The organism is Pseudoalteromonas caenipelagi (assembly GCF_013140855.1).
GTDB classification, from domain to species: domain Bacteria; phylum Pseudomonadota; class Gammaproteobacteria; order Enterobacterales; family Alteromonadaceae; genus Pseudoalteromonas; species Pseudoalteromonas caenipelagi.
The window spans coordinates 312,115-332,028 of record NZ_JABBPG010000004.1 but is presented as its reverse complement, the minus strand read 5'-3'; the positions used below and the strand labels follow the sequence as shown (position 1 = coordinate 332,028).

At 42.6% G+C, this 19,914-nt stretch carries 15 protein-coding genes; 12 read left to right on the top strand and 3 right to left on the bottom strand.

Annotation, left to right across the window (positions count from 1 at the left end; translation table 11 throughout):
- The first annotated feature begins 14 nt into the window (after positions 1–14).
- From HG263_RS12315 to HG263_RS12295, 5 genes are all read left to right on the top strand, one after another.
- Positions 15–1,031 (top strand): TauD/TfdA family dioxygenase, encoded by a 1,017-nt coding sequence (locus tag HG263_RS12315; RefSeq protein WP_171626375.1) that lies wholly within the window; start codon positions 15–17, stop codon positions 1,029–1,031.
- Positions 1,032–1,168: 137 nt separating this feature from the next.
- Positions 1,169–2,410 (top strand): efflux RND transporter periplasmic adaptor subunit, encoded by a 1,242-nt coding sequence (locus tag HG263_RS12310; RefSeq protein ID WP_171626374.1) that lies wholly within the window; start codon positions 1,169–1,171, stop codon positions 2,408–2,410.
- A gap of 13 nt (positions 2,411–2,423) precedes the next feature.
- Positions 2,424–3,131, top strand: coding sequence for an ABC transporter ATP-binding protein (locus HG263_RS12305; RefSeq protein ID WP_171626373.1), 708 nt, complete (start codon positions 2,424–2,426; stop codon positions 3,129–3,131).
- Entirely contained in the window at positions 3,128–5,551 is a 2,424-nt protein-coding gene (locus tag HG263_RS12300; RefSeq protein WP_171626372.1) for an ABC transporter permease, read from the top strand. Before HG263_RS12305 ends, HG263_RS12300 begins: the two co-directional genes overlap by 4 nt.
- 150 nt (positions 5,552–5,701) lie before the next feature.
- Positions 5,702–5,854, top strand: a complete 153-nt coding sequence (locus tag HG263_RS12295; RefSeq protein WP_171626371.1) for a hypothetical protein — start codon at positions 5,702–5,704, stop codon at positions 5,852–5,854.
- Between the two features lie 81 nt (positions 5,855–5,935).
- Here the strand turns inward: HG263_RS12295 and HG263_RS12290 are convergent, their stop codons facing one another.
- Positions 5,936–6,577 (bottom strand): hypothetical protein, encoded by a 642-nt coding sequence (locus tag HG263_RS12290; protein ID WP_171626370.1) that lies wholly within the window; start codon positions 6,575–6,577, stop codon positions 5,936–5,938.
- 192 nt (positions 6,578–6,769) lie between these two features.
- Here HG263_RS12290 and HG263_RS12285 point away from each other — a divergent pair, with 192 nt between their 5' ends.
- The 7 genes from HG263_RS12285 (at position 6,770) to HG263_RS12255 (ending at position 17,586) form a co-directional block, all read left to right on the top strand.
- Positions 6,770–7,411 carry a GNAT family N-acetyltransferase gene (locus HG263_RS12285; protein WP_171626369.1) on the top strand — a complete coding sequence of 214 codons (642 nt, stop codon included), beginning with the start codon at positions 6,770–6,772 and terminating at the stop codon, positions 7,409–7,411.
- 139 nt (positions 7,412–7,550) lie between these two features.
- Positions 7,551–8,912 (top strand): bifunctional UDP-N-acetylglucosamine diphosphorylase/glucosamine-1-phosphate N-acetyltransferase GlmU, encoded by a 1,362-nt coding sequence (glmU, locus tag HG263_RS12280; RefSeq protein ID WP_171626368.1) that lies wholly within the window; start codon positions 7,551–7,553, stop codon positions 8,910–8,912.
- 195 nt (positions 8,913–9,107) lie between these two features.
- Positions 9,108–10,352, top strand: coding sequence for a beta-barrel domain-containing protein (locus HG263_RS12275; RefSeq protein ID WP_171626367.1), 1,245 nt, complete (start codon positions 9,108–9,110; stop codon positions 10,350–10,352).
- A 29-nt stretch (positions 10,353–10,381) separates the two neighbouring features.
- The gene (locus tag HG263_RS12270; protein ID WP_171626366.1) at positions 10,382–12,505 is read left to right on the top strand and encodes a peptidase domain-containing ABC transporter; all 2,124 of its coding nucleotides are present in this window, start codon (positions 10,382–10,384) and stop codon (positions 12,503–12,505) included.
- Positions 12,506–12,573: 68 nt separating this feature from the next.
- Positions 12,574–13,776, top strand: coding sequence for a lanthionine synthetase C family protein (locus HG263_RS12265; RefSeq protein WP_171626365.1), 1,203 nt, complete (start codon positions 12,574–12,576; stop codon positions 13,774–13,776).
- 10 nt (positions 13,777–13,786) lie between these two features.
- Positions 13,787–16,963 (top strand): lantibiotic dehydratase, encoded by a 3,177-nt coding sequence (locus HG263_RS12260; protein WP_171626364.1) that lies wholly within the window; start codon positions 13,787–13,789, stop codon positions 16,961–16,963.
- A gap of 98 nt (positions 16,964–17,061) precedes the next feature.
- Positions 17,062–17,586: a hypothetical protein gene (locus HG263_RS12255; RefSeq protein WP_171626363.1), complete on the top strand. Its 525-nt coding sequence runs from the start codon at positions 17,062–17,064 to the stop codon at positions 17,584–17,586.
- A gap of 48 nt (positions 17,587–17,634) precedes the next feature.
- Here HG263_RS12255 and HG263_RS12250 read toward each other — a convergent pair whose 3' ends face one another.
- Together HG263_RS12250 and HG263_RS12245 are read right to left on the bottom strand one after the other, a co-directional pair.
- Positions 17,635–18,924, bottom strand: coding sequence for a LysM peptidoglycan-binding domain-containing protein (locus HG263_RS12250; RefSeq protein ID WP_171626362.1), 1,290 nt, complete (start codon positions 18,922–18,924; stop codon positions 17,635–17,637).
- 149 nt (positions 18,925–19,073) lie between these two features.
- Complete coding sequence (locus HG263_RS12245) at positions 19,074–19,826, bottom strand: SDR family NAD(P)-dependent oxidoreductase (protein ID WP_171626361.1); 753 nt, start codon at positions 19,824–19,826, stop codon at positions 19,074–19,076.
- Between the last annotated feature and the right edge of the window lie 88 nt (positions 19,827–19,914).

The following is a 19,914-nucleotide window of genomic DNA, read 5'->3' as shown; positions in this document are numbered from 1 at the left end:
CTTGGGGATTAAAAATGGAAAATTCAGGATATACGAATTTAGAGAGCGTCTCTGTAGAGAGCTTAGAGTCTATCGGTGGTATGAAGCTGCTACTGAATGTTGACATGGGTGGAAAAAAACTCAGCCAGTGGTGTCAAGATAATGCCGAGCAGGTACAGCGATTAGTGTCAGAAAATGGTGCATTGCTGCTGCGCGGATTAAAAGTAAATAGCTCAAAGCAATTTGGTGAGTTGCTAGAAACATTATTTGGTGGACCACTACTTGAATATGTTTACCGCTCGACACCACGCACTAGCCTCAAAGGTAATGTGTACACAGCGACTGAATATAGCAGCGCTGAAGTTATCCCACAGCATAACGAGAATGCCTATTCGCAAAGTTGGCCTAATCGAATTGGTTTTTTATGTATGTTGCCAAGTCAAACGGGTGGAGCAACACCGATTAGCGACTCTCGTTACATCTATCAAAACTTACCCATTGAGATCCGTCAGAAAATGGAAGAAAAAGGCATCATGTATGTGCGTAATTACTCCAATGTTGACTTGCCTTGGACTGAAGTTTTTCAAACTGAAGACCGTGCTGAGGTAGAGCGATATTGTGCGCAAAATCAGCTGCAGTGTGAGTGGTTAGATGGCGATCGTCTGCGTACTAAGCAGGTTAATCCTGCGGTCGCTTTTCATCCGCAAACGGGAGAAAAGTTGTGGTTTAACCAAGCACATTTATTCCATGTCTCTAGTTTGGATGATGAGGTGCGCAAAACCATGGTTGAGACATTTGGCGAAGAATATTTACCACGCAATTGTTTCTATGGTGATGGCAGCCCAATTGATGAGCGTGACCTGGAGTTGATCCGAGAATTATACCGTGAATCAACGGTTCGTTTTGACTGGCAAAAACACGATGTGATGTTGCTAGATAACATGCTCTTTACGCACGGTAGAGAATCTTTCACAGGGCCGCGAAAAATACTTACGGGAATGGCTCATCCCAATTCACCCGTTGCTCAACTCGATAATGAAAAGGTTGCTTAATGACCGTGAGTCGGACATGAGTGAACTAACCCATTAGTTAGGAATTTACCATTAGCCACGCAAGCTCGCGATTTACCATATATCGGGGCTAAAGAGTCTGCAGTGGCTAAGTCTAAACTTTGTAAATGAGGCATATTATGGACGTCGTAAAAAAGCACAAGAAAAGGAATAACAAAAGTACCCTCTTAGGTGGCGCTGCAGCATTTTTAATTGTGGCTGGTATCTGGTTTTTCTCTGGCTCAAATGAAGCTGTGGAGCGTAATGAACTTGTTATTAATACGGTTCAGCAAGGGGCGTTGCAAGTTCAGGTTGAAGGTTACGGAAAGCTGCGCTCGAGCAAACAAAAACTACTTACGAGCACAAGCAATGCGACCGTTGAAGAGATCATTCTAAAACCTGGGGCTATGGTAACTCACGACAGCGTGATTATGTTGCTTAAAAACCCCGAACTTAAACATGAACTAGAAGCAGCGCAACGTGCCTACAATCATGAGCAAGCAAATCTTCGTAAGCTTAAGCTAACGCAAATGCAAGAGTTGTTAGCGGTGGAGGAAAAGCTGGAGCAAGTGAAATCAGAATATGAAACTGCGCAGATGCGCAAGCAAGCAATGGAAGAGCTTGTTAAAGAAGGTATTGTTTCTAAATTGGATTATAAAGAAGTTGTGTTATCTGCAAAGCAGTATAAGAAGCGCATCGCCATTGCGCAGAAAAACATAGAAAAGTTAAAAATGGTGCATGTTGAATCTATCAATATTCAAAAGGAAGCCATTGTTGATGCTCAGAGCAATCTGGCATCAGTTCAGCTACGCTACGATGAATTAACGGTGAGAGCTGGCATGAATGGCATATTGCAAAAGCAGCATGTTGAGCTGGGTCAAAGCCTAACGGCAGGTCAGAAAATAGCGTTAATCGGTGGTACTGAGGACTTGATTGCTTTGATCAAAGTACCACAAGCACAAGCTTCACAAATTCAAGTTGGCCAGAAAGCATCAGTAGGTGCCGGCAAATACCAAATTGCATCACAAGTGGTCAGAGTGAGCCCTACAGTTGAAAGCGGTTCGGTTGAAATTGAAATCGCTTTTGATAGCGCTGATTCAGTAAATTTACGTCCTGAGCAAACGGTCGATGCTGTTGTTTATATTGATGATATTGAAGATGCTTATTTCATTGAAAGACCAGCCAATATCTCTGCTTTTTCCTCGTCTTCTTTGTATAAGTTGTCAGCGGACCAACTAGCTGCGAATGCGACACAAATAGAGTTTGGGGTGACGGCTGGAGAGTACATTCAAATTAAATCTGGTGCGTTTCCTGGTGATAGTTTGGTTATTTCTGACCTGTCATATCTGAAAAACGAACCCACAATCAAACTCGTTCATTAACAGGAGCAAGAACATGCAAGACATTAAAATTCAAATGACTAACATCACCAAAGTATTCGAAACGCAGAGCATGGAAACACATGCGCTAAAAGGTATCGACTTAACAATTAGAAGTGGTGAGTATATATCCATATCGGGCCCCTCTGGCTGTGGTAAATCTACTTTGTTGTCTATTCTTGGCTTGCTTGATGAAGCAACATCGGGTACCTACATGATCGAAGGTCATGATGTAACCAAACTATCTTTAGCACAGAGTGCAGCTATTCGAGCTGAAAAAATAGGTTTTATTTTTCAACAGTTTAACCTTATTGATGAATTGTCTGTGTTTGATAACATTGCGCTGCCTTTGCAATATAGTCAGCAGCAATATAGTGCACAAGAGATAACACAGCGTGTTGAGCAATGTTTAGAGTGTGTAGAGATGTTGCATCGTAAAGACCATCGACCAAATATGCTATCTGGTGGACAGCAGCAGCGTATCGCAATAGCACGAGCACTTGTAGCTAACCCAGCAATTTTGTTAGTGGATGAGCCAACCGGAAACCTAGATTCAAAAAATGGCGATGCCATTATGGATCTATTAGAAAAGCTCAATAACGATGGCACAACGATTTGTCTTGTTACCCATGACCCTCGTTATGCTGACCGAGCCAGCATTCACTACAACCTACTTGATGGTCAAATCCAAAAAGCGCAAGAACCACTTCGGGAGGCTGTATGAATTATTGGCTAAAAGAACTGCAGGTAGCGCTTTATAGTCTGAGTAAGCGGCCTAGCTTTGCGGCTGTAGTTATATTAACCCTGAGTATAACGCTTGGCGCATTTATTACTATGGTGACACTAAACTACACTGTGTTACTAAAACCACTACCATATCCTCAGCAGGAGCGATTATTTGTTGTTGAGGGTGAGCGACATGACAACGGGAAGTTTTTAGGAGCTGGCGTGCATTCGTATGCTGGAGCCGTTGATGCGTACAAAAATAACGATAAATTTTCGCAGTCAGCCTTATTGCATTATGAAGAATTGCAGGTGAGCAACCTAGCAGGAATACCGAAGGTTTTTGCAACGTTTACTACACCAGAGCTGTTTAATTTACTGGGCGCCCAAATGGCAGTTGGTCGCTATTTTGACAAAAATGAGGGGCTCGACACCCATGTTCCTGTCGCCGTTATCAGCTACGATCTGTGGCAAAAAGACTTTAATGGTCGTGCCGATGTTTTGGCCCAAAAGATAGAAATAGGGCAAGTAGGTTATAAGATTATCGGTGTTCTTTCCGAGCAATTTGTAGAACCTGCGCTGTATATGCAGGGTAGACAAACACAAATTTGGCTTCCTTTTGACTTTAACAGTCGAGATGAGCAAACCCGCCGAAATTGGATTGCTGGTTTTTTTGAGCTCAAGCTTGTAGGAAAACTTGCCACTGGCGTAACACCTGCACAAGCACAGCAGTATTTAAGTGCAAGAATAAATGAGCGTTTTGTACAAGAAGCGAAAGCGTTTCCATGGGGACAAAATGTATCCACGAAAGCGAAGCTAAAAACCTTTGAAGAGGTGATCATTGGTGATAGCCGCTCGACATCACTGATGATGTTGGGCGCTGTTTTTGCTTTATTATTGATTGCATGTGCCAATATATCTAACTTATTCCTGTCTCGTGCTGCTGAAAAACAACGACAATATGCGATTCAAGCTACATTAGGTGCGCAAAAACATCATATTTTCAGGGGCATATTTATTGAGTCATTTGTTTTGACATTGACTGCGACGGTTATTGGATTAGTCTTATCTCACTTTAGCTTTTCATTTATAAGAGAATACGCTGATGGCCATTTGCCAAGGCTTGAAGAATTATCAATAAACTACATTGTTGTATTTTTTTCTGTGCTCATTTCTATTTTAATCGCTTCTGTTTTTGGTTTTATAATATCGAATTTAATAGATTATAAAGCTTTGAATAATGTTTTGAGGGTGAGTGGTAAAGGGAGTGGGTTGCAAATTTCAGCAAAAACGAGAAGTGTTTTAATTATATCTCAAGTTGCGCTGGCTGGAGTTTTACTTACTATTAATTTTTCATTCTTTAAAAACTCTTTGCAGGTGATTGAGCAACCGTCAGGATTTAAAACGGAAAATGTATATTGGGTGTCAGTTGATTCAAGTGGTCAACAGTTCAATAGAGATGAACGAATTGCATTTATAGATCACCTCACGAGCGAGTTAGATAATATATCAGGCGTCAATAAGGTTAGTAATGCAATATACCCACCTTTAATTACGAATAACTGGACATCTATTCTAACAAAAGATGCTGCAAGAGCGGGGGAGAAAGTGCTCCCAAATGTGAACTTAGTTGACGAGAAGTACTTAAGCACCTTTGATATTCCGTTAGTGATGGGTAGAGACTTTAAAGCTGAAGAAATCAGAAACTCTGAAAAGGTTATGTTGGTTAACGAAACGGTAGCAAACAGCTTTGGTGGCGCTAAGTCTGTGTTGGGTAAAAACTTATATTGGGATGATAAAGAAGACCCCTATAAAGTGATTGGCATCGTTAAAGATGTCTATGTACCTCGCGCGGGAGATGTGCCCCAGATGTTTACTGGCAGAACTTCAAGTCTGAGCTTTATGATTAGCGTTAGTCCTAATGCAAACTTAAGTAAAATCGAGTTAAACAAAGTGCTTAGGAAGATTAATAGAAACCTTAGAGTGGGTGAATATATAAAAGTCGATGAAGCATATAGAGCGTTGCTATCTAGAGATATAGCGATAGCAACGATAACATCAATACTATCACTGTTAACTCTTCTGCTTGCGGGTATGGGTATTTATGGGGTCCTTAGCTACAGTGTTAACTTAAGAACCTATGAGCTCGGTGTTAGGATGGCCTTAGGTGGGTCGCCTAAAATACTATCTAAATTAGTACTTTTCGATTGTAGTAAGCCCGTTCTTTTAGGGTTAATTGTGAGTGTTGCTTTTATATCTGGGTTGTACTTTATAGCTAATAGTTATTACGAATTGGAAGTTGGATTTAGTTATTTGGCATTTGTTTTAGCTTTTTTGTCAATATTGCTTGTCTCTTTGTTTTCATGTTTTATCCCAATGAGTAAGGTTGTTTATAATAAGCCTGTAAGAGCACTTAAATAGTTTTGTTTTTGTTTTTTGTTTGAACCAAAAAGAGGCGAAAGCCTCTTTTTTTTGATTTGATTTTATTACCTGTAATTATTAACAGGTTATATTTTTATTCTTGTTTGTTGTTTTTTTTGTATCTTATAAAAGTTATTTTAGAGGGGTTGTATGAAGTTGAAAATTAAAAAGAATATAGTTAAGCAACTAGTAGGTGGAACGGCATTAAACCAAAAGCAAACGGCTGAAATTGCAGGTGGAATGAAAGAGACAAATGGATGCCCCATTACATCGAAAAATCATTGCACGTTAGCGTTTAAATAGTACTTTTAAAAGTTAAAAAAAGAGGAGGAAGCCTCTTTTTTATTTATATTAACGAGCAATTTGTGTATTTAAATTGGGTTTTTAATAGTGGCGTATAATTTTATTAGGTGAGATTTCTGGTGGTAATGTTACATCCACTTTTCTATACAAATGTATGTTGCCTTCCAAGCGTGAACCTGAAGCGATGATAAGTTTCGGTTTTGAGTAATTAGCTCGGAAAAAGCCAAGTTTAGGTTTTGGCATTTCTGTAAACGTTATATCACCACCTAGACTCGCATTTTCTTCTATTATAATGTTGCCACTATCGGTTTGAATATTACCATCAACAGTTACGTTAGGCATCAGTCTTAAGGTGCCACTTGAACAAATAAGGCTCTCTTTTATTTGAGAGTTTTTATCTATTTTAGTGCTACCACTTAAGACCGCTATAGACTCAACTTGACACTGTTGTGCGATACTGAGTGAACCACTCGCTATTTCGATTTTCCCTATGTGACTACTATCGTTGATCTTTACGCTACCGCTTGCGCTTTTTATTGCACCAATTTTGCAATTACTACCGACTCTAATACTGCCACTAATAGATACGATTGACTCAACGGTAGCATCATCTTGAACGATAACCTGGCCACTTACTGAACAAATGTTACCGCTAGTATCCCCTTGTGCAACTTTTTGTGTACCGTGTGTACTACCAAAAATTGACCTTATTACACTTTCCATAATAAACCTTTCATCTTTAGTTTCATTTTAGTTTTAAACTCTATCGCTCACCGTATCTTAGCGAACGAAAAATGAGCGCAATACTGTCAGATCCACCACTGTTTAATTTTTGATAGTGCAATAAAATACGCGTTCAGGCTCACCCCATTAAGAGTCAATTTGATTTCTATATAGAATGTAAGGGCTTTAATTATGGAAAGGATCGTTAGTTCATTGTCGTTATCAAATGAGTTGAAGTGCATGCTTGCAACCACTATTAGCGAAGCTTCTATCAAGGAGCCAGCCTTATTGCAGCGAACCTACACTGAAGTAAAGCAAGATTTAGATAATGGCGACGCATACGTTGTTGTAACTAGCGAGTTTACTGGTGATAAGGTTATTGGTCATGCCTGTTTAAGAAAGTTATCAAATAACTTTGCCGAAATTGGCACTGCATGGATAAGTCCCGCTTTCAGAGGAAGAGGTATTTATAGTCGACTGAAAAAGTACGTTTTAAAGCAGGCAAATAAGCAAGGTCTATCTTTAATCGGAACTATTAAGCCTAGTCCTGAAAATGGCTTGTCAACGTTATTCAGTAGTGTAGCGTTGGATATTCTGCCTGTGTCATTTTCCTATCTTAAGCACACCGATGTTGAAGCGTTTAAAAAATGTTGCGCGTGTGGGCCTAACAATAATTATGAATCGTGCCCGCTGCGCGATAAGAGCTGCATTTTAACGGTTCATGCACGCTGTGATGAAGTGAAAATTGCATCGAGGCAATTTTGTTCGTCTGCCACAGAGCGCAGTCAGTTTTTGAATGAAAGCTTAAAAGTGCTGTATTTAGAGAGTGCATAGACCTATTCGAGATAATCACCCGTTATTACCGCCTTTGACTTACCTATCTTCTCTTTTTCAAAACTCTTAATATCAGTTAGAATGCGTGTATTAATGCTTATGCACCACTCATACAACGTAAATACGGGACTTTCTTACGATGTCATTAACGACTGTTATTCTTGCCGCGGGTAAAGGTACTCGCATGCGCTCAAAACTACCTAAAGTGCTTCACCCTGTTGCTGCCAAGCCTATGGTACAACATGTGATTGATAATGCGTTTGCGCTTGGGTCGAAAAATATCAACTTGGTATACGGACATGGTGCAGAGCAGTTGCAAGCTACGTTGTCGCACAACGATGTAAATTGGGTACTGCAAGAAGAGCAGCTGGGGACGGGTCATGCTGTGGGTGTAGCAAAAGACCATATTGGTGATGATGACACAGTATTGATTTTATATGGTGACGTGCCTTTGACCAAACGCGAGACACTGGAGCGTTTATTAGCTATCACACCGCAAAATGGGCTTGCGGTGTTAACCGTCACACTGGATAACCCAATGGGTTATGGTCGTATGCTACGAGAAGATGGCAAGTTAGTAGGCATTGTAGAGCAAAAAGATGCGACACCAGAGCAGTTAGCAATTCAAGAGATCAATACAGGCATTATGGCGGCTAATGGCCGCTTGCTAAAAAAATGGTTGGGTGCTCTTTCTAACAACAATAGCCAAGGTGAATATTACTTGACCGACATTGTTGCTATGGCCCATAGCGAAGGTGTTGAGATCACATCTGCTCAACCAGAAGATGCGATGGAAGTTGAAGGGGCGAATAATCGTGTGCAGTTAGCCGCGCTAGAGCGTGCTTATCAAGCTTGGCAAGCTGAATCTTTAATGCTTAATGGTGCGAGTTTGGCTGATCCGCAAAGAGTTGACGTACGCGGTGAAGTGACCACGGGCCAAGATGTTTCAATCGACATCAACGTGATTTTTGAAGGTAAAGTCGAGATCGGTAATGACGTTATCATTGGACCAAATTGCGTACTAAAAAATTGTGTGATTGGTGACGGCGTTGTGATCAAAGCAAATACCCTGATAGAAGACGCACAGGTTAGTGACAAGTGTACGTTAGGACCTTTTGCAAGGCTAAGACCGGGTGCCATTATGGAAGAAGATTCTCACGTCGGTAACTTTGTTGAGATGAAAAAAACCAGACTGGGCAAAGGCTCAAAAGCTAATCACTTGACCTATTTAGGGGATGCTGAAATTGGCGAAAAAGTGAATATTGGCGCTGGCACAATTACCTGTAACTATGATGGTGTGAATAAATCAAAAACGATTATTGGTGATAACGCCTTTATAGGTTCTAATTCTGCGCTAGTGGCACCTGTTACCATAGGTGCAACCGCGACAATCGGAGCCGGGTCGGTGATCACCGCAACGGTTGAGAGCGAACAGCTCGCTGTAGCGCGTGCTAAGCAAAGAAATCTAAATGGTTGGCAACGACCGACTAAAAAGTCTTAACCTACAGTATTATGTATAAAAGAGCGCGTTAAAGCGCTCTTTTTGGTTTAGGGCATATTGCGACTAACCGAAATGTAAACGTCAAAAATAACAGGTAAATGCTGTGTATTGGGCGCGTTCCTTTTTGTCGCCTTCCATGGTACATTGTGATTTCAGTGAAAAAAATTTAACAATAATGTTACCCGAAGTAGAGCTATGGAAAACTTATTCCGCAAAGAAGTAATGGAGAACAAGCGGCACAGGCTAGAAGGTGCAGTTTCTTTGGTACAACCCCCCCTTTTTAGCACGCTCGCTGTGATGGTAGTGGCAGTGGTTGTTATCAGTCTTATATTTTTATCTTTAGGCAAGTACACGCGCAAAGAGCGCGTATCAGGTGTCATTGAGCCAAATACTGGCATCTTACGGCTTAAAGCGCCCCAAACAGGCGTCGTATCTGAAATTTTGGTAAAAGAAGGGCAATACGTAGAGCAAGGTGAGCCGTTATTGCGAATTGCTTCTGCTAAGCATAGCAAGCATGCCGTGGAACTTAATCAGGCGTTGTTGAATCAGTATAACTTTCAACTAAGCGCATTAGAGCAACGAATTGTACAACAACAGCGGCAAAACAAGCTTGCACTCAATGAACTGTCTCAGCAAAAAGCATCGGCACAAGCACGTTTAAGAGAGCTTGAAGGGCAGGCTTTGACGTTTGCTGAACGTTTGACGTTAAACGAGCAAATGGTATCTCAAATAGGTACTTTGAAGGGCACTGGCTATATTTCTGAGTTGGAGCTACAAAGGCAAAAAGACACTTTGTTGTCTTTAAAGCAACAGGCGTCAAGTATTCAGTCTGAGCGTTTGGCACTACAAAGCCAAATCGAACAACTTGAAAATCAACTTGAGCAGCTACCGTTAGAGCAAAGCGATCATCTATCTCAACTTCAGTCGCAAAAAGCGGAGCTACAAATTCAGCTTTCATCTGTAGAGCAGCAGCGTCTAGGTGAGCTTAGAGCGCCAAAATCTGGTGTTGTCAGTGGGTTAATGGCTAAGGTGGGTAAAAATGTCACTAATGGTCAAAACTTGCTATCGGTATTACCCGAAAATAGCCAAATGCAGGCCATCATTTTTGTGCCAACCAGTGCGTTTGGTTTTGTAAAAGAAGGCCAGCCAACACGTTTAAGGTACCATGCTTTTCCTTACGAGAAGTTTGGCGTTTACGATGGACACGTTATTGAAGTGAGCCAAAGTGTAATTTTTCCGGATGAAACCAACACGCCAGGTATTATCTCTTCTCCTGCGTATCGGGTCGTCGTGGCATTAGAGCAACAAGCTGTACAAGCTTATGGTAAAGACTCTGCACTGCGCCCTGGTATGACATTAGACGCAGACATTGTTATCGAAGAGCGGTCTTTATTAAGGTGGCTATTTGATCCGGTATTTAGCATTAAAGGTCAGCTGTAAGCTGTAAACAAAGGAACAGGCGGCTTATTATGCATGTTGAAGATGAATCACCCGTAGCTAAGCTACAGTTTTGGTCGAGAAAATCTCTGCCTATTATTTTACAATCAGAAGCCGCTGAATGTGGCTTAGCCAGTCTAGCCATGGTTGCGGCATACCATGGTTATAACAGCGATCTGATTTCCTTAAGGCAAAAATTTAGTATCTCTTTAGAAGGCGCTACGCTGCTAGATATTATGCACTTTGCCGAAAAGCTTGAATTGACCTCTCGGCCACTGCGCATTGAGCTTGAAGATCTTGATGCGCTGCAAACACCGTGTATATTGCATTGGGATATGAACCACTTTGTGGTGTTAAAAAAGGCCAATGAAAAGCGCATTGTCATTCATGACCCTGCGTCAGGAGAAAAAACCTTTACTTTAGAGGAAGCCTCCAAGCATTTCACTGGGATAGCGCTGGAGCTTACACCCACCAAGAATTTTGAAAAACAAGAGGCCAAACCGTCTTTAAAATTCTCTGATTTTTGGAGTCGGATCACCGGTCTTAAGCGTTCACTAGTGCTTATATTTGCGCTGTCGGTTTTATTGCAAATATTTACCTTGGCATCACCCTATTACATTCAGCTGGTTATCGATGATGTGATTCTCACTGGCGACACTTCGTTACTCACCGTACTCGCGGTTGGCTTCTTCTTAGTATTGACCTTTGAGATCGCAACTAATGCTTTGCGGGGCTTTACACTACTGCATTTTGGTAACCAAATGAATATTCAATTGGGCGCCAACTTATTTCATCATTTGGTGCGCCTGCCTTTAAGCTACTTTGAAACTCGCCATATGGGTGATGTGGTCTCTCGGTTTGGTTCATTACAGCAGGTCAAGCAGCTACTGACAACCGGTGTGATAGAGGCCATTATTGATGGTTTGATGGCGGTGATCACGTTAGCCATGATTTTTTTCTACTCGCCTATGTTATCGTTGGTAGTCTTGATTGCCGTTGTGCTATATGCCTTGGTTCGGGTGGCGATGTACAAACCATTTCGCGCCATTAGTGAGCAAGAGATCATGGCGCGCGCCGAAGAAAATTCCAACTTCATGGAGACGGTACGTGGTATTCAAACTATTAAATTGTTTGGCTCTGAAGTAAAACGAGAAGGTCAGTGGCAAAATCGTTATGCCAATGCAATCAATCAAAATATTCGCCTAGGTAACTTTCAGATTGGCTATGACGCTGTTAACCGAGCTTTGTTTGGCATAGAGAATATCGTCGTTGTGTACTTGGCGGCTCAATTGGTTATTCAAGGTGGTTTTAGTACCGGTATGTTGTTTGCGTTTATGTCTTATAAACGCCAATTTATGGATAAAACCGCCAATCTGATTGAAAAATTCATCGAGTTTAAAATGCTTGGTTTGCACTTTGATCGTATTGCAGATATTGCCCTCACTGAAAAAGAACAACTACAGCCTGATAAAACCAAGCGCCATATCATTGAAGGTAATATAGAAATAAAGAATGTGAGCTTTTCTTACTCAGATGCATCTGCCAATGTGTTGCATGATCTGAGTTTAAAAATTAACGCAGGTGAGTCTGTTGCTATTACAGGTCCGTCTGGTTGCGGTAAGTCTACATTACTTAAGATTATGCTCGGTTTGATCCCTATTAAAAGTGGTGAAGTGCTCATCGATGGTATTCCATTGGAGCAAATCGGCGCTCGTCAATATCGCCAGCAAATCGCTGCGGTGATGCAAGATGATGAGCTATTATCGGGCTCTGTTGCTGATAACATTGCCTTCTTTGATACACCGATTGATATGCAAAAGGTGGTGTATTGTGCCGATCTTGCGGCGATTCACGATGATATTAGTGCGATGCCTATGGGTTACGATAGCTTGATTGGCGATATGGGCTCGAGTCTGTCTGGCGGGCAGAAGCAGCGTATTATTCTTGCTAGAGCCTTGTATAAAGACCCCAAAATCCTATTTATGGATGAAGCAACGAGCCACCTTGATACCAGTTTAGAATCAGATATCAATGATGCCGTATCAAGGTTAAAAATTACGCGGGTGATAATCGCGCACCGTAAAGAAACCATCGCATCCGCAGATCGTGAAATAAAGCTAAGCAAATACAAAGAGCAAAGCCCTACAGAGGCGTGATGACAAATAATAAAAATGAGGAGCCACTCATTTTGCAGCATCATAATAATAAAGGCTTAAGGAAAAGTATGAATAATAATCATATAAAAAATAAAGAGAAAATAGAGCAAATCATTCAGCTTCTTGCCACCGAGGTCAGCCATTTAGATACCTCAGAACATAATCACGGTTTACTCAGTGGTATCGCAGGGCATTTGTTGTTTTTGTACCAAGCCCACCAGTGGAATGCTGATTGGGTGGATGAAGCGGTATTTTCGCAAAAGCTTGAACAGTTACAAGAAGGGCTGGCAGAGCAGACTTTTGAGTTGAGTAACGGTTTAGCTGGCCAAGCTTGGTTATTAGAGTACCTGAACCAAGCGGATAAAGAAGATTATGATGCAGAGCTGTTGGAAGATGTTGATCAGTTGTTTAGCGATGCTTTGGCACACGACCCATGGCCGGGGGAAATTGAGTCCGTGCTCGGTCTTGCAGGCTATAGTCCTTACGCGGCAAGACGTGCGCTGTATAGCGACCAAACTGCGCTTTGGAAGGTGATTGTTAGAGGTCTACAGAGCACGGCAACCAGATTAGATAAGGGTCATATTGCTTGGTCTCAACCTAGTAACTCGGTTTATCGATTGAATAAAGATGTAACGGATGAACCAGAGTATAACCTTGGCTTGGCGCATGGTGTGCCAGGCATTATTGCGGCTTTGTTGCCAGCGTTAGCTATTGACGAATTAAAAGCACATGTGAGTGAGTTGCTGCAAGGTAGTTGCGACTGGCTTTTAGCCCAACAAAACACTGACACTGAACGTTCGTGCTACGGGACATGCGTACCTAGTGAAAGTCACGGCTCACGCTTGGGTTGGTGTTACGGCGATTTAACGATTGCTTTGACTTTGGCCCGAGTAGGGCACGCAATCGATAGGCCAAGTTATGTCGAGAAGGCTTTAGAGATTGCGTTGCACACGACTAAAAGAGACGCTGAATCGGGTCAAATTAATGATGCTGGTCTTTGTCATGGCTTCGCTGGCATGGTGACTATTTATCAATTACTCAATCAAGTGATGCCTCACCCAGCACTCGCATCAGCGATGCAGACTTGGCTAGATTACACAGTAGAGCAGTTTGAGAAGCGCGGTATTGAAGCGATGTATTGTTTTGATGGTCGAGAACAAAAGTATGTGGTGGATTATGGGTTTTTAATGGGCTACTCAGGGATAGGTCTGGCGTTACTCGGTGTGCTCAATGATGACACAAGTTGGACTGACTGTTTGTTGATGGCATAACGGAGGATGTATGACGACTAATTCAAAACAAGCAAACGCTACTATTCAACCGATTGAAAATGCCCCGTTTTTTGTTGTTCGCACGCCGCGACTAGCAGTAGAACACTTACACGCATTTTCGGCACCTGATGCAGATAGTAATGTCGTGCTTAATGACTGGCTAGAGACTCCAGGTGTGCTTGAAGCGCTGTATTTAGCAAGCCCGTCCTTACTTGATCGGATTGAACAGTGGCGTGATAAACCTGACTCAAAACAAGGTAAAAAGGTTGCTCATGCACTGATAAAGTACATGGTACGTATGTGCTCACGACCGACGCCATTTGGTTTATTCTCAGGCGTGCATATGGGTCAAGTTGGCAATCAAACAGCATTGGTTGGCGGTGAACACACCCAAGATAACCGTAGCACTCGCCTTGATATGTTTTATTTGTCGGCTTTAAAAGAGCATTTTATTAAGCATGCATCGCGCTCAGATTCTTTAAAATATAAGCCTAACTCATCTCATTATTTTATTGCTCAGCAATGTCGATACATCGAAACATACCTCTCTGATGACAGTATGCAATATCGCTTAAGTGCGGTAGAAAGCGACGAGTACTTCAAATTTGCCTTAGAAAGCGCAAAGCCGGGTTTAAGCTTTAATGCGCTGGTCGAGGTGTTTCATGCGCAATATCCTGAAGCAGATAAAGAAGATGTGGAAGCTTATATTCAAGACTTGATTGATGAAGGCGTCCTGCAAGCTGATATTCCTTTACCATTGACTGGGGATTCTCCCGATTTAGCACTACTCAAGTCTTTGCAAGCCATTGAAGAGCATGAAACAGCCGATCATCTGGCAACGGCGCTTGCTCAGGTTGAGCGATTGGATGAGCAAAAAACTGGGCAGATAGCACCTTATAAGCAGATCTTAGCGCACCTAGAGCGCTTACCGATTAAAGTTCAAGAGAATAAACTTTTTCAATCGGATGTTTATCGCCATTTTGATCAGTGCCAGCTCAGTGAAATGGAAATTTCTAGGTTAAAGAAACAGTTAGAGTTAATCGCTGGGTTAAGTACAGACTCGGACTCCACTGCCTTGAATGATTTTATGGCGCAATTTAATGCCCGCTTTGAAGGTCAGTTTGTACCGCTGGACGTAATTTTGGATGATGAGTCGGGAATTGGTATTTCTGATGAAACTGGATATGATGCACCACTGATTGCTGGCCTACCACTTGGTAATCGACAAGCGCAAAGTGGCAGAACTACGCCACCTGTCAGCGTACTAGAGAGCATTATCGATGATGCTATCAGTCTACCCGAAAATAGGGCAAAAGACTGCATTGTATTAAAAAGCAAAGAGCTCAAATCACAAGTAACCAACAAAGGTGCGGTAAACAAATTTCCTAGTTCATTTGCGGCCATGCTCAGTGTGTACGAAGACGATAACCATAACCCCGTTGTTAAGCTAAACGGATGTTATGGGCCTTCATCGGCAAATTTATTAGGTCGTTTTTGTCACTTAGAGGCCTCATTGAAAGAGCAAGTGATTGCACAGTTGCGTAAAGAGCAAGCCCATTCACCGGATGTGATCTTTGCAGAAGTAGTACACATGCCAGAAGGAAGGCCTGGTAATGTGATAGCGCGTCCTCACTTACGTGAATACGAAATTGTGTTTATGGCCGACAGTTCTCTGGCTGACGAATATCAAATTCCATTGAGTGACTTACACGTTTGGGTTGAGGGGCAGAAGGTTAAGCTGTGGAGCAAACGCTTAAATAAGCAAGTGGTACCCAGATTATCGAGTGCACACAATTATTCAGCAAGAAGCTTAAGTGCTTATAAATTTTTGTGTATGTTACAACATCAGTCTGGCAGAGCGCCAAACTTCCAAATGCCAAGCAGCACGGCACGAAGTGCCTTTGTCCCTCGTGTTATGTTAGATAATTTAATCCTGAGCGAGAAAACATGGCGTATTGAGCGAGCGCAATTAGAAGCTATCGCCAAGAAAGGCCAGTTTGATAGAGACAAACTCAATGCATTAATGGCTAAGTATCAGCTTGATGCGCAAGTATGCTACGCCATAGCTGATAATGTCTTGCAGCTTGATTTAACCAACCCTGATATGTTTGCCATTTTGTTATCCGAAACCAAAGGCACAACGCGTGTTGAGCTTAAAGAGGTGCTAAGCAGTCAATATCAATCAAGAGTGGTGGATGCGCAAGGCCTGCATTATAACAACGAGCTGATAGTGCCACTGTTCAATGGCAACGCCCCTAAGCATATACATTTTGCCGATAATCCCATTGCCAATATTACTGCAGCGCCGATTAAGCGTCGCTTTAGTGCCGGCTCACAGTGGTTAAGTTTAAAAATATACTCGGGTAATTCGCTTGTTGAACAGCTGCTTAGTGAGCAACTACAACCGTTGATTGAGCAACATCGTGAGCTATACGACAAGTGGTTCTTTATTCGTTATAGCGACCCCGATTGGCACTTAAGGTTGCGCTTTTTTGGTGAACCGCAGGTGTTATGTGGTCAGCTACTACCGCTTCTTAATCAGTTGCTTGACCCGATGATTGAACAGGGCGAACTGCACAAAGTGGAGTTGATGACCTATGAGCGCGAAGTAGAGCGTTACGGTGGGCCGCAGTCAATGGCGTTGGTTGAGTCTTTGTTTATGTTCGACAGCGAATTTATTGCCAAAGTGTGTGCGCTCATTGAAGAGCATGGTGAACAGGTGCGCTGGCGTGCTGCGTTGCTGTACACCGACAGGTTACTTACACTCTTTAACTATGATCACGATGCTAAATTGGCGTTGATAAGCCGACTTCGAGACGGATTTGGGCGAGAGTTTGGCGACAGTAGTGCGCTTAGAAAACAGCTTGGCAATCGTTATCGAGATTACCAGCAAGATTTAGATAAAGATTTTGAGCAGTTTAATCAGCCATTAGTGCAAGCCAATGATGCGTTACAAAGTGACTTGTTTGCGCTGCTCGCGCAGTGGCAAGTTCAGGCTGAGCCTGTAGTTGAGCAATTGAATCAGCTCATTAGTGATGAAGCGTTAAACTGTAGTAAAGACTCTCTATTAGGGTCATTGTTACATATGCACAATAACCGCATGTTTAAAGCCTATGGTCGTGAGCAAGAGTTGGTGATCCATGACTTGCTACGCAGAAAGTATTTCTCGGCTAATAAGCAGCAATAAAACCAATCAGTGATGTGCAGTGCAGTCAAAGCGCTGCACATTATTGGCATTAATAGACTACAGTTGAACAAACTAAATGGGCTCTCAGGGGCAAATACATGAAAAAGGTATACGTCTTTTTGCTGATCATCATGGTGTTATTGTGTGGTCGAAGCGTTTGGGCGCAAGGGTTAGTGGATGAACTTAAGGTGTTTGAACCTTACTTAGGTACTTGGCAAGCTGACTTCCCTGTTGAGCAAGGCAAGCCTGTGATGCAAGATGTGAGTCGCTGGGAAAAAGCTTTGAACGGTACCGCAGTACGCACGCTGCACTCGATTAATGCGGGCATGTATGGCGGCGAATCGCTGATCTTTTGGGATAAAACTAAGCAGCAAGTCGCGTTTTATTACTTTACGACAGCGGGGTTTTACACCAAAGGGACTATCACCATTTCAGATGATGGCAGTTTTGTTGCTTATGAAGATGTGGCAGGCAATCAAGATGGTATTAGCAAAGTTAAATCAACGAGTCGCTTTGTTGATGGGAAGATGCGTGTTGCTACGCAATACCTTAAGTATGGCACTTGGACCAAACCCCAAACGCGAGAGTATGAACCTTCAAATAAAACAGTAAAATTTCACTGATTAACATGCCAGTGCCGAGCAACCAATAAGTGCTCGGCTGTTATTTTTTTAACCGTTAGATAAAAATAGGGTCAGCGTGTCGCCAACACGCAGTGAATCTTTTGATAACGCGTTCCATTTCTTGATATCACTGATTGAGACCTTAAAGTGTTTGGCAATGCGCCATAAACTATCCCCCGAACGAACGGTATAGTCTAGCTGTTGATCTGCCAGAATAGGTAATAACAGGGTGTCTCCAGCGCGTATATGATTACTTTTCAATTGATTAAAGGTTTTTAGCTGAGAGACACTCAATGCGTGGCGTTTGGCGATAACGCTCAAGCTATCTCCACGTTGAATCGTGTATTGTTGCCACTGTGAACTGGGCATTGCGGGTAAATTAGCTAAATAAGCACGCCATTGAGACACCTGCTCTACTGGTACTACGATATGTTTCGGTCCATCTAACAGTGCCGGGAAACGGGTATAGCCCGGGTTGAGCATTTGTAGCGCCTGCCATTGCTGCTCGGTACTCAAAATGACGCCTTGCTGTAATGCTGTTACAGCAACGGCAGGGCGATTGACTATTTTTGGAAAAACCATCTTTTGTTCACGCAATAGCTGCGCTGCTGCAAGCAGTTTGGGCACATAATGGCGGGTTTGTTTGGGTAAAGACAAAGCAAAAAAATCAGTCGATTTACCACGGCGCAGATTTTTCCCGATAGCGTGAGCGACTCGGCCCTCACCGGTATTATAGGCGGCAATCGCATGGTACCAATTACCGTCAAAGCGTTTGTGTAAATAGCTTAAAAAATCAAGCGCGGCATTGGTTGCATCAACGATATCCTGTCGACCATCATACCAAGGGCTCATTTTCACACCGTAATGTTTGGCGATTAAAGGCGTCAGCTGCCAAAGACCCGAAGCATGCTTATGCGAGTAAGCTGAGGTATCAAAGTCGCTTTCGATCAGTGGCATCAGCGCCAGCTCTATGGGTAAGTCACGTTTTTCAACTTGCTCTACCACATAATGTAAAAATGGCGCGGCACGTTGGCTTATCACATCCATATAATTTGGATGAGACATATACCAATCAACGCGGTCTTGCACTGCTTGATGATCACTCGGTGCAAAGGCTAATTGAGCGCGTATGCGCTGCCATACGTCTTGGTACTGATGAGGTTGTAAAGGAATGGTCTGCGCTGGAATGCGTTCGGGCGTGTGTGAACTCGATTGTTGCGTAATAACCTTGGGCTTTGTATGTGCAGGCTCATGCGGGTCAACATGCGGTTTAGAGACACTTGCACAGCCATTCAAAAAAAGCGCAAGCACTAAGAAAAGAGGTCGAAGAAAATGCATAGTCAGCCATAAATTATTGTTGTTTGTACCGATTGTAACTTAAGGTTACCGGGTTGTATAAGGCTCAATTACTCTAAAGTGATGGGATTAATCAGGTATGAATGTTGAAAAAATAGCGGCAGAAACCCGCCGTGGGCTTCATCAAAAACTTATAAACAAGAGCCGCCATCGACCCTAATATGCGCGCCACGCATCATCTTTGAGCCCGAAGAGATTAAAAAGGCCAGTGCACTGACCATATCATCTGGCTCAAGAATACGCCCCGCGGGTGTAGTGGCTAGGCTTTTGGCAAACTCGTCAATTTGCGCAGGCTGCATCCCAGCTTTTGCTTGTATTTCTGTAAGGGTAACACCCGGGCGAAGGTAATTAATTCGAATGTCGCGCTCTGCCCATTCAATATTTAAGGTATTGGCAAGCGCTTCAAATGCCGCTTTACTTGCAGAGTAAATTGCGGCGTTAGCAAATGCTTTTTCTACCACGATACTCGACACATACACCACACTTGCAGGGTTATTTAGGTGTGGTAGCAAAGCTTGTAGCATCAATGCTGGACCTGTAAAGTTGACGCTCATAGTTTTTTCAAAATGAGCGAGTTGCTCATGCTCGAATAACTTCGGATAAAACACGCCGGCATTGAGTATCACGGCATCTAATTTGACTTTATCGTACTCTAACGATGCCGCGAGGGTTTGTATTTGGTCATAATTGCTGTTGTCACATAGCACTCCTTTTAGTGTTTTTTCTTGGCTAACAAATGGGCTGAGTTGACTCATCGTCGCGGCTATTCTATCGCTATTTCGACCAGTAAATATGACGCTCCAGCCAAGTTGTAGTAAATGTTTGGCAGCAGCTAAACCAATTCCAGCAGTAGCGCCAGTAAGCAAAACGGTGTTAGTAGACATGTATCACTCCTTTGTTAACTTGGACACAAAGTTACCAATTCCATTGCTGACTGACTAGTAGCGATTAGACACTTCATTGGTTACCAAA

What these genes read in the sequence shown, in the direction of transcription:
- HG263_RS12255 (WP_171626363.1), top strand. Translation starts at nt 17,062, where the DNA reads ATGAAAAAGGTATACGTCTTTTTGCTGATCATCATGGTGTTATTGTGT.
- HG263_RS12270 (WP_171626366.1), top strand. Translation starts at nt 10,382, where the DNA reads ATGCATGTTGAAGATGAATCACCCGTAGCTAAGCTACAGTTTTGGTCG.
- HG263_RS12295 (WP_171626371.1), top strand. Translation starts at nt 5,702, where the DNA reads ATGAAGTTGAAAATTAAAAAGAATATAGTTAAGCAACTAGTAGGTGGA.
- HG263_RS12275 (WP_171626367.1), top strand. Translation starts at nt 9,108, where the DNA reads ATGGAAAACTTATTCCGCAAAGAAGTAATGGAGAACAAGCGGCACAGG.
- HG263_RS12310 (WP_171626374.1), top strand. Translation starts at nt 1,169, where the DNA reads ATGGACGTCGTAAAAAAGCACAAGAAAAGGAATAACAAAAGTACCCTC.
- HG263_RS12245 (WP_171626361.1), bottom strand. Translation starts at nt 19,826, where the DNA reads ATGTCTACTAACACCGTTTTGCTTACTGGCGCTACTGCTGGAATTGGT.
- HG263_RS12260 (WP_171626364.1), top strand. Translation starts at nt 13,787, where the DNA reads ATGACGACTAATTCAAAACAAGCAAACGCTACTATTCAACCGATTGAA.
- HG263_RS12315 (WP_171626375.1), top strand. Translation starts at nt 15, where the DNA reads ATGGAAAATTCAGGATATACGAATTTAGAGAGCGTCTCTGTAGAGAGC.
- HG263_RS12300 (WP_171626372.1), top strand. Translation starts at nt 3,128, where the DNA reads ATGAATTATTGGCTAAAAGAACTGCAGGTAGCGCTTTATAGTCTGAGT.
- HG263_RS12290 (WP_171626370.1), bottom strand. Translation starts at nt 6,577, where the DNA reads ATGGAAAGTGTAATAAGGTCAATTTTTGGTAGTACACACGGTACACAA.
- HG263_RS12250 (WP_171626362.1), bottom strand. Translation starts at nt 18,924, where the DNA reads ATGCATTTTCTTCGACCTCTTTTCTTAGTGCTTGCGCTTTTTTTGAAT.
- HG263_RS12285 (WP_171626369.1), top strand. Translation starts at nt 6,770, where the DNA reads ATGGAAAGGATCGTTAGTTCATTGTCGTTATCAAATGAGTTGAAGTGC.
- HG263_RS12305 (WP_171626373.1), top strand. Translation starts at nt 2,424, where the DNA reads ATGCAAGACATTAAAATTCAAATGACTAACATCACCAAAGTATTCGAA.
- glmU (WP_171626368.1), top strand. Translation starts at nt 7,551, where the DNA reads ATGTCATTAACGACTGTTATTCTTGCCGCGGGTAAAGGTACTCGCATG.
- HG263_RS12265 (WP_171626365.1), top strand. Translation starts at nt 12,574, where the DNA reads ATGAATAATAATCATATAAAAAATAAAGAGAAAATAGAGCAAATCATT.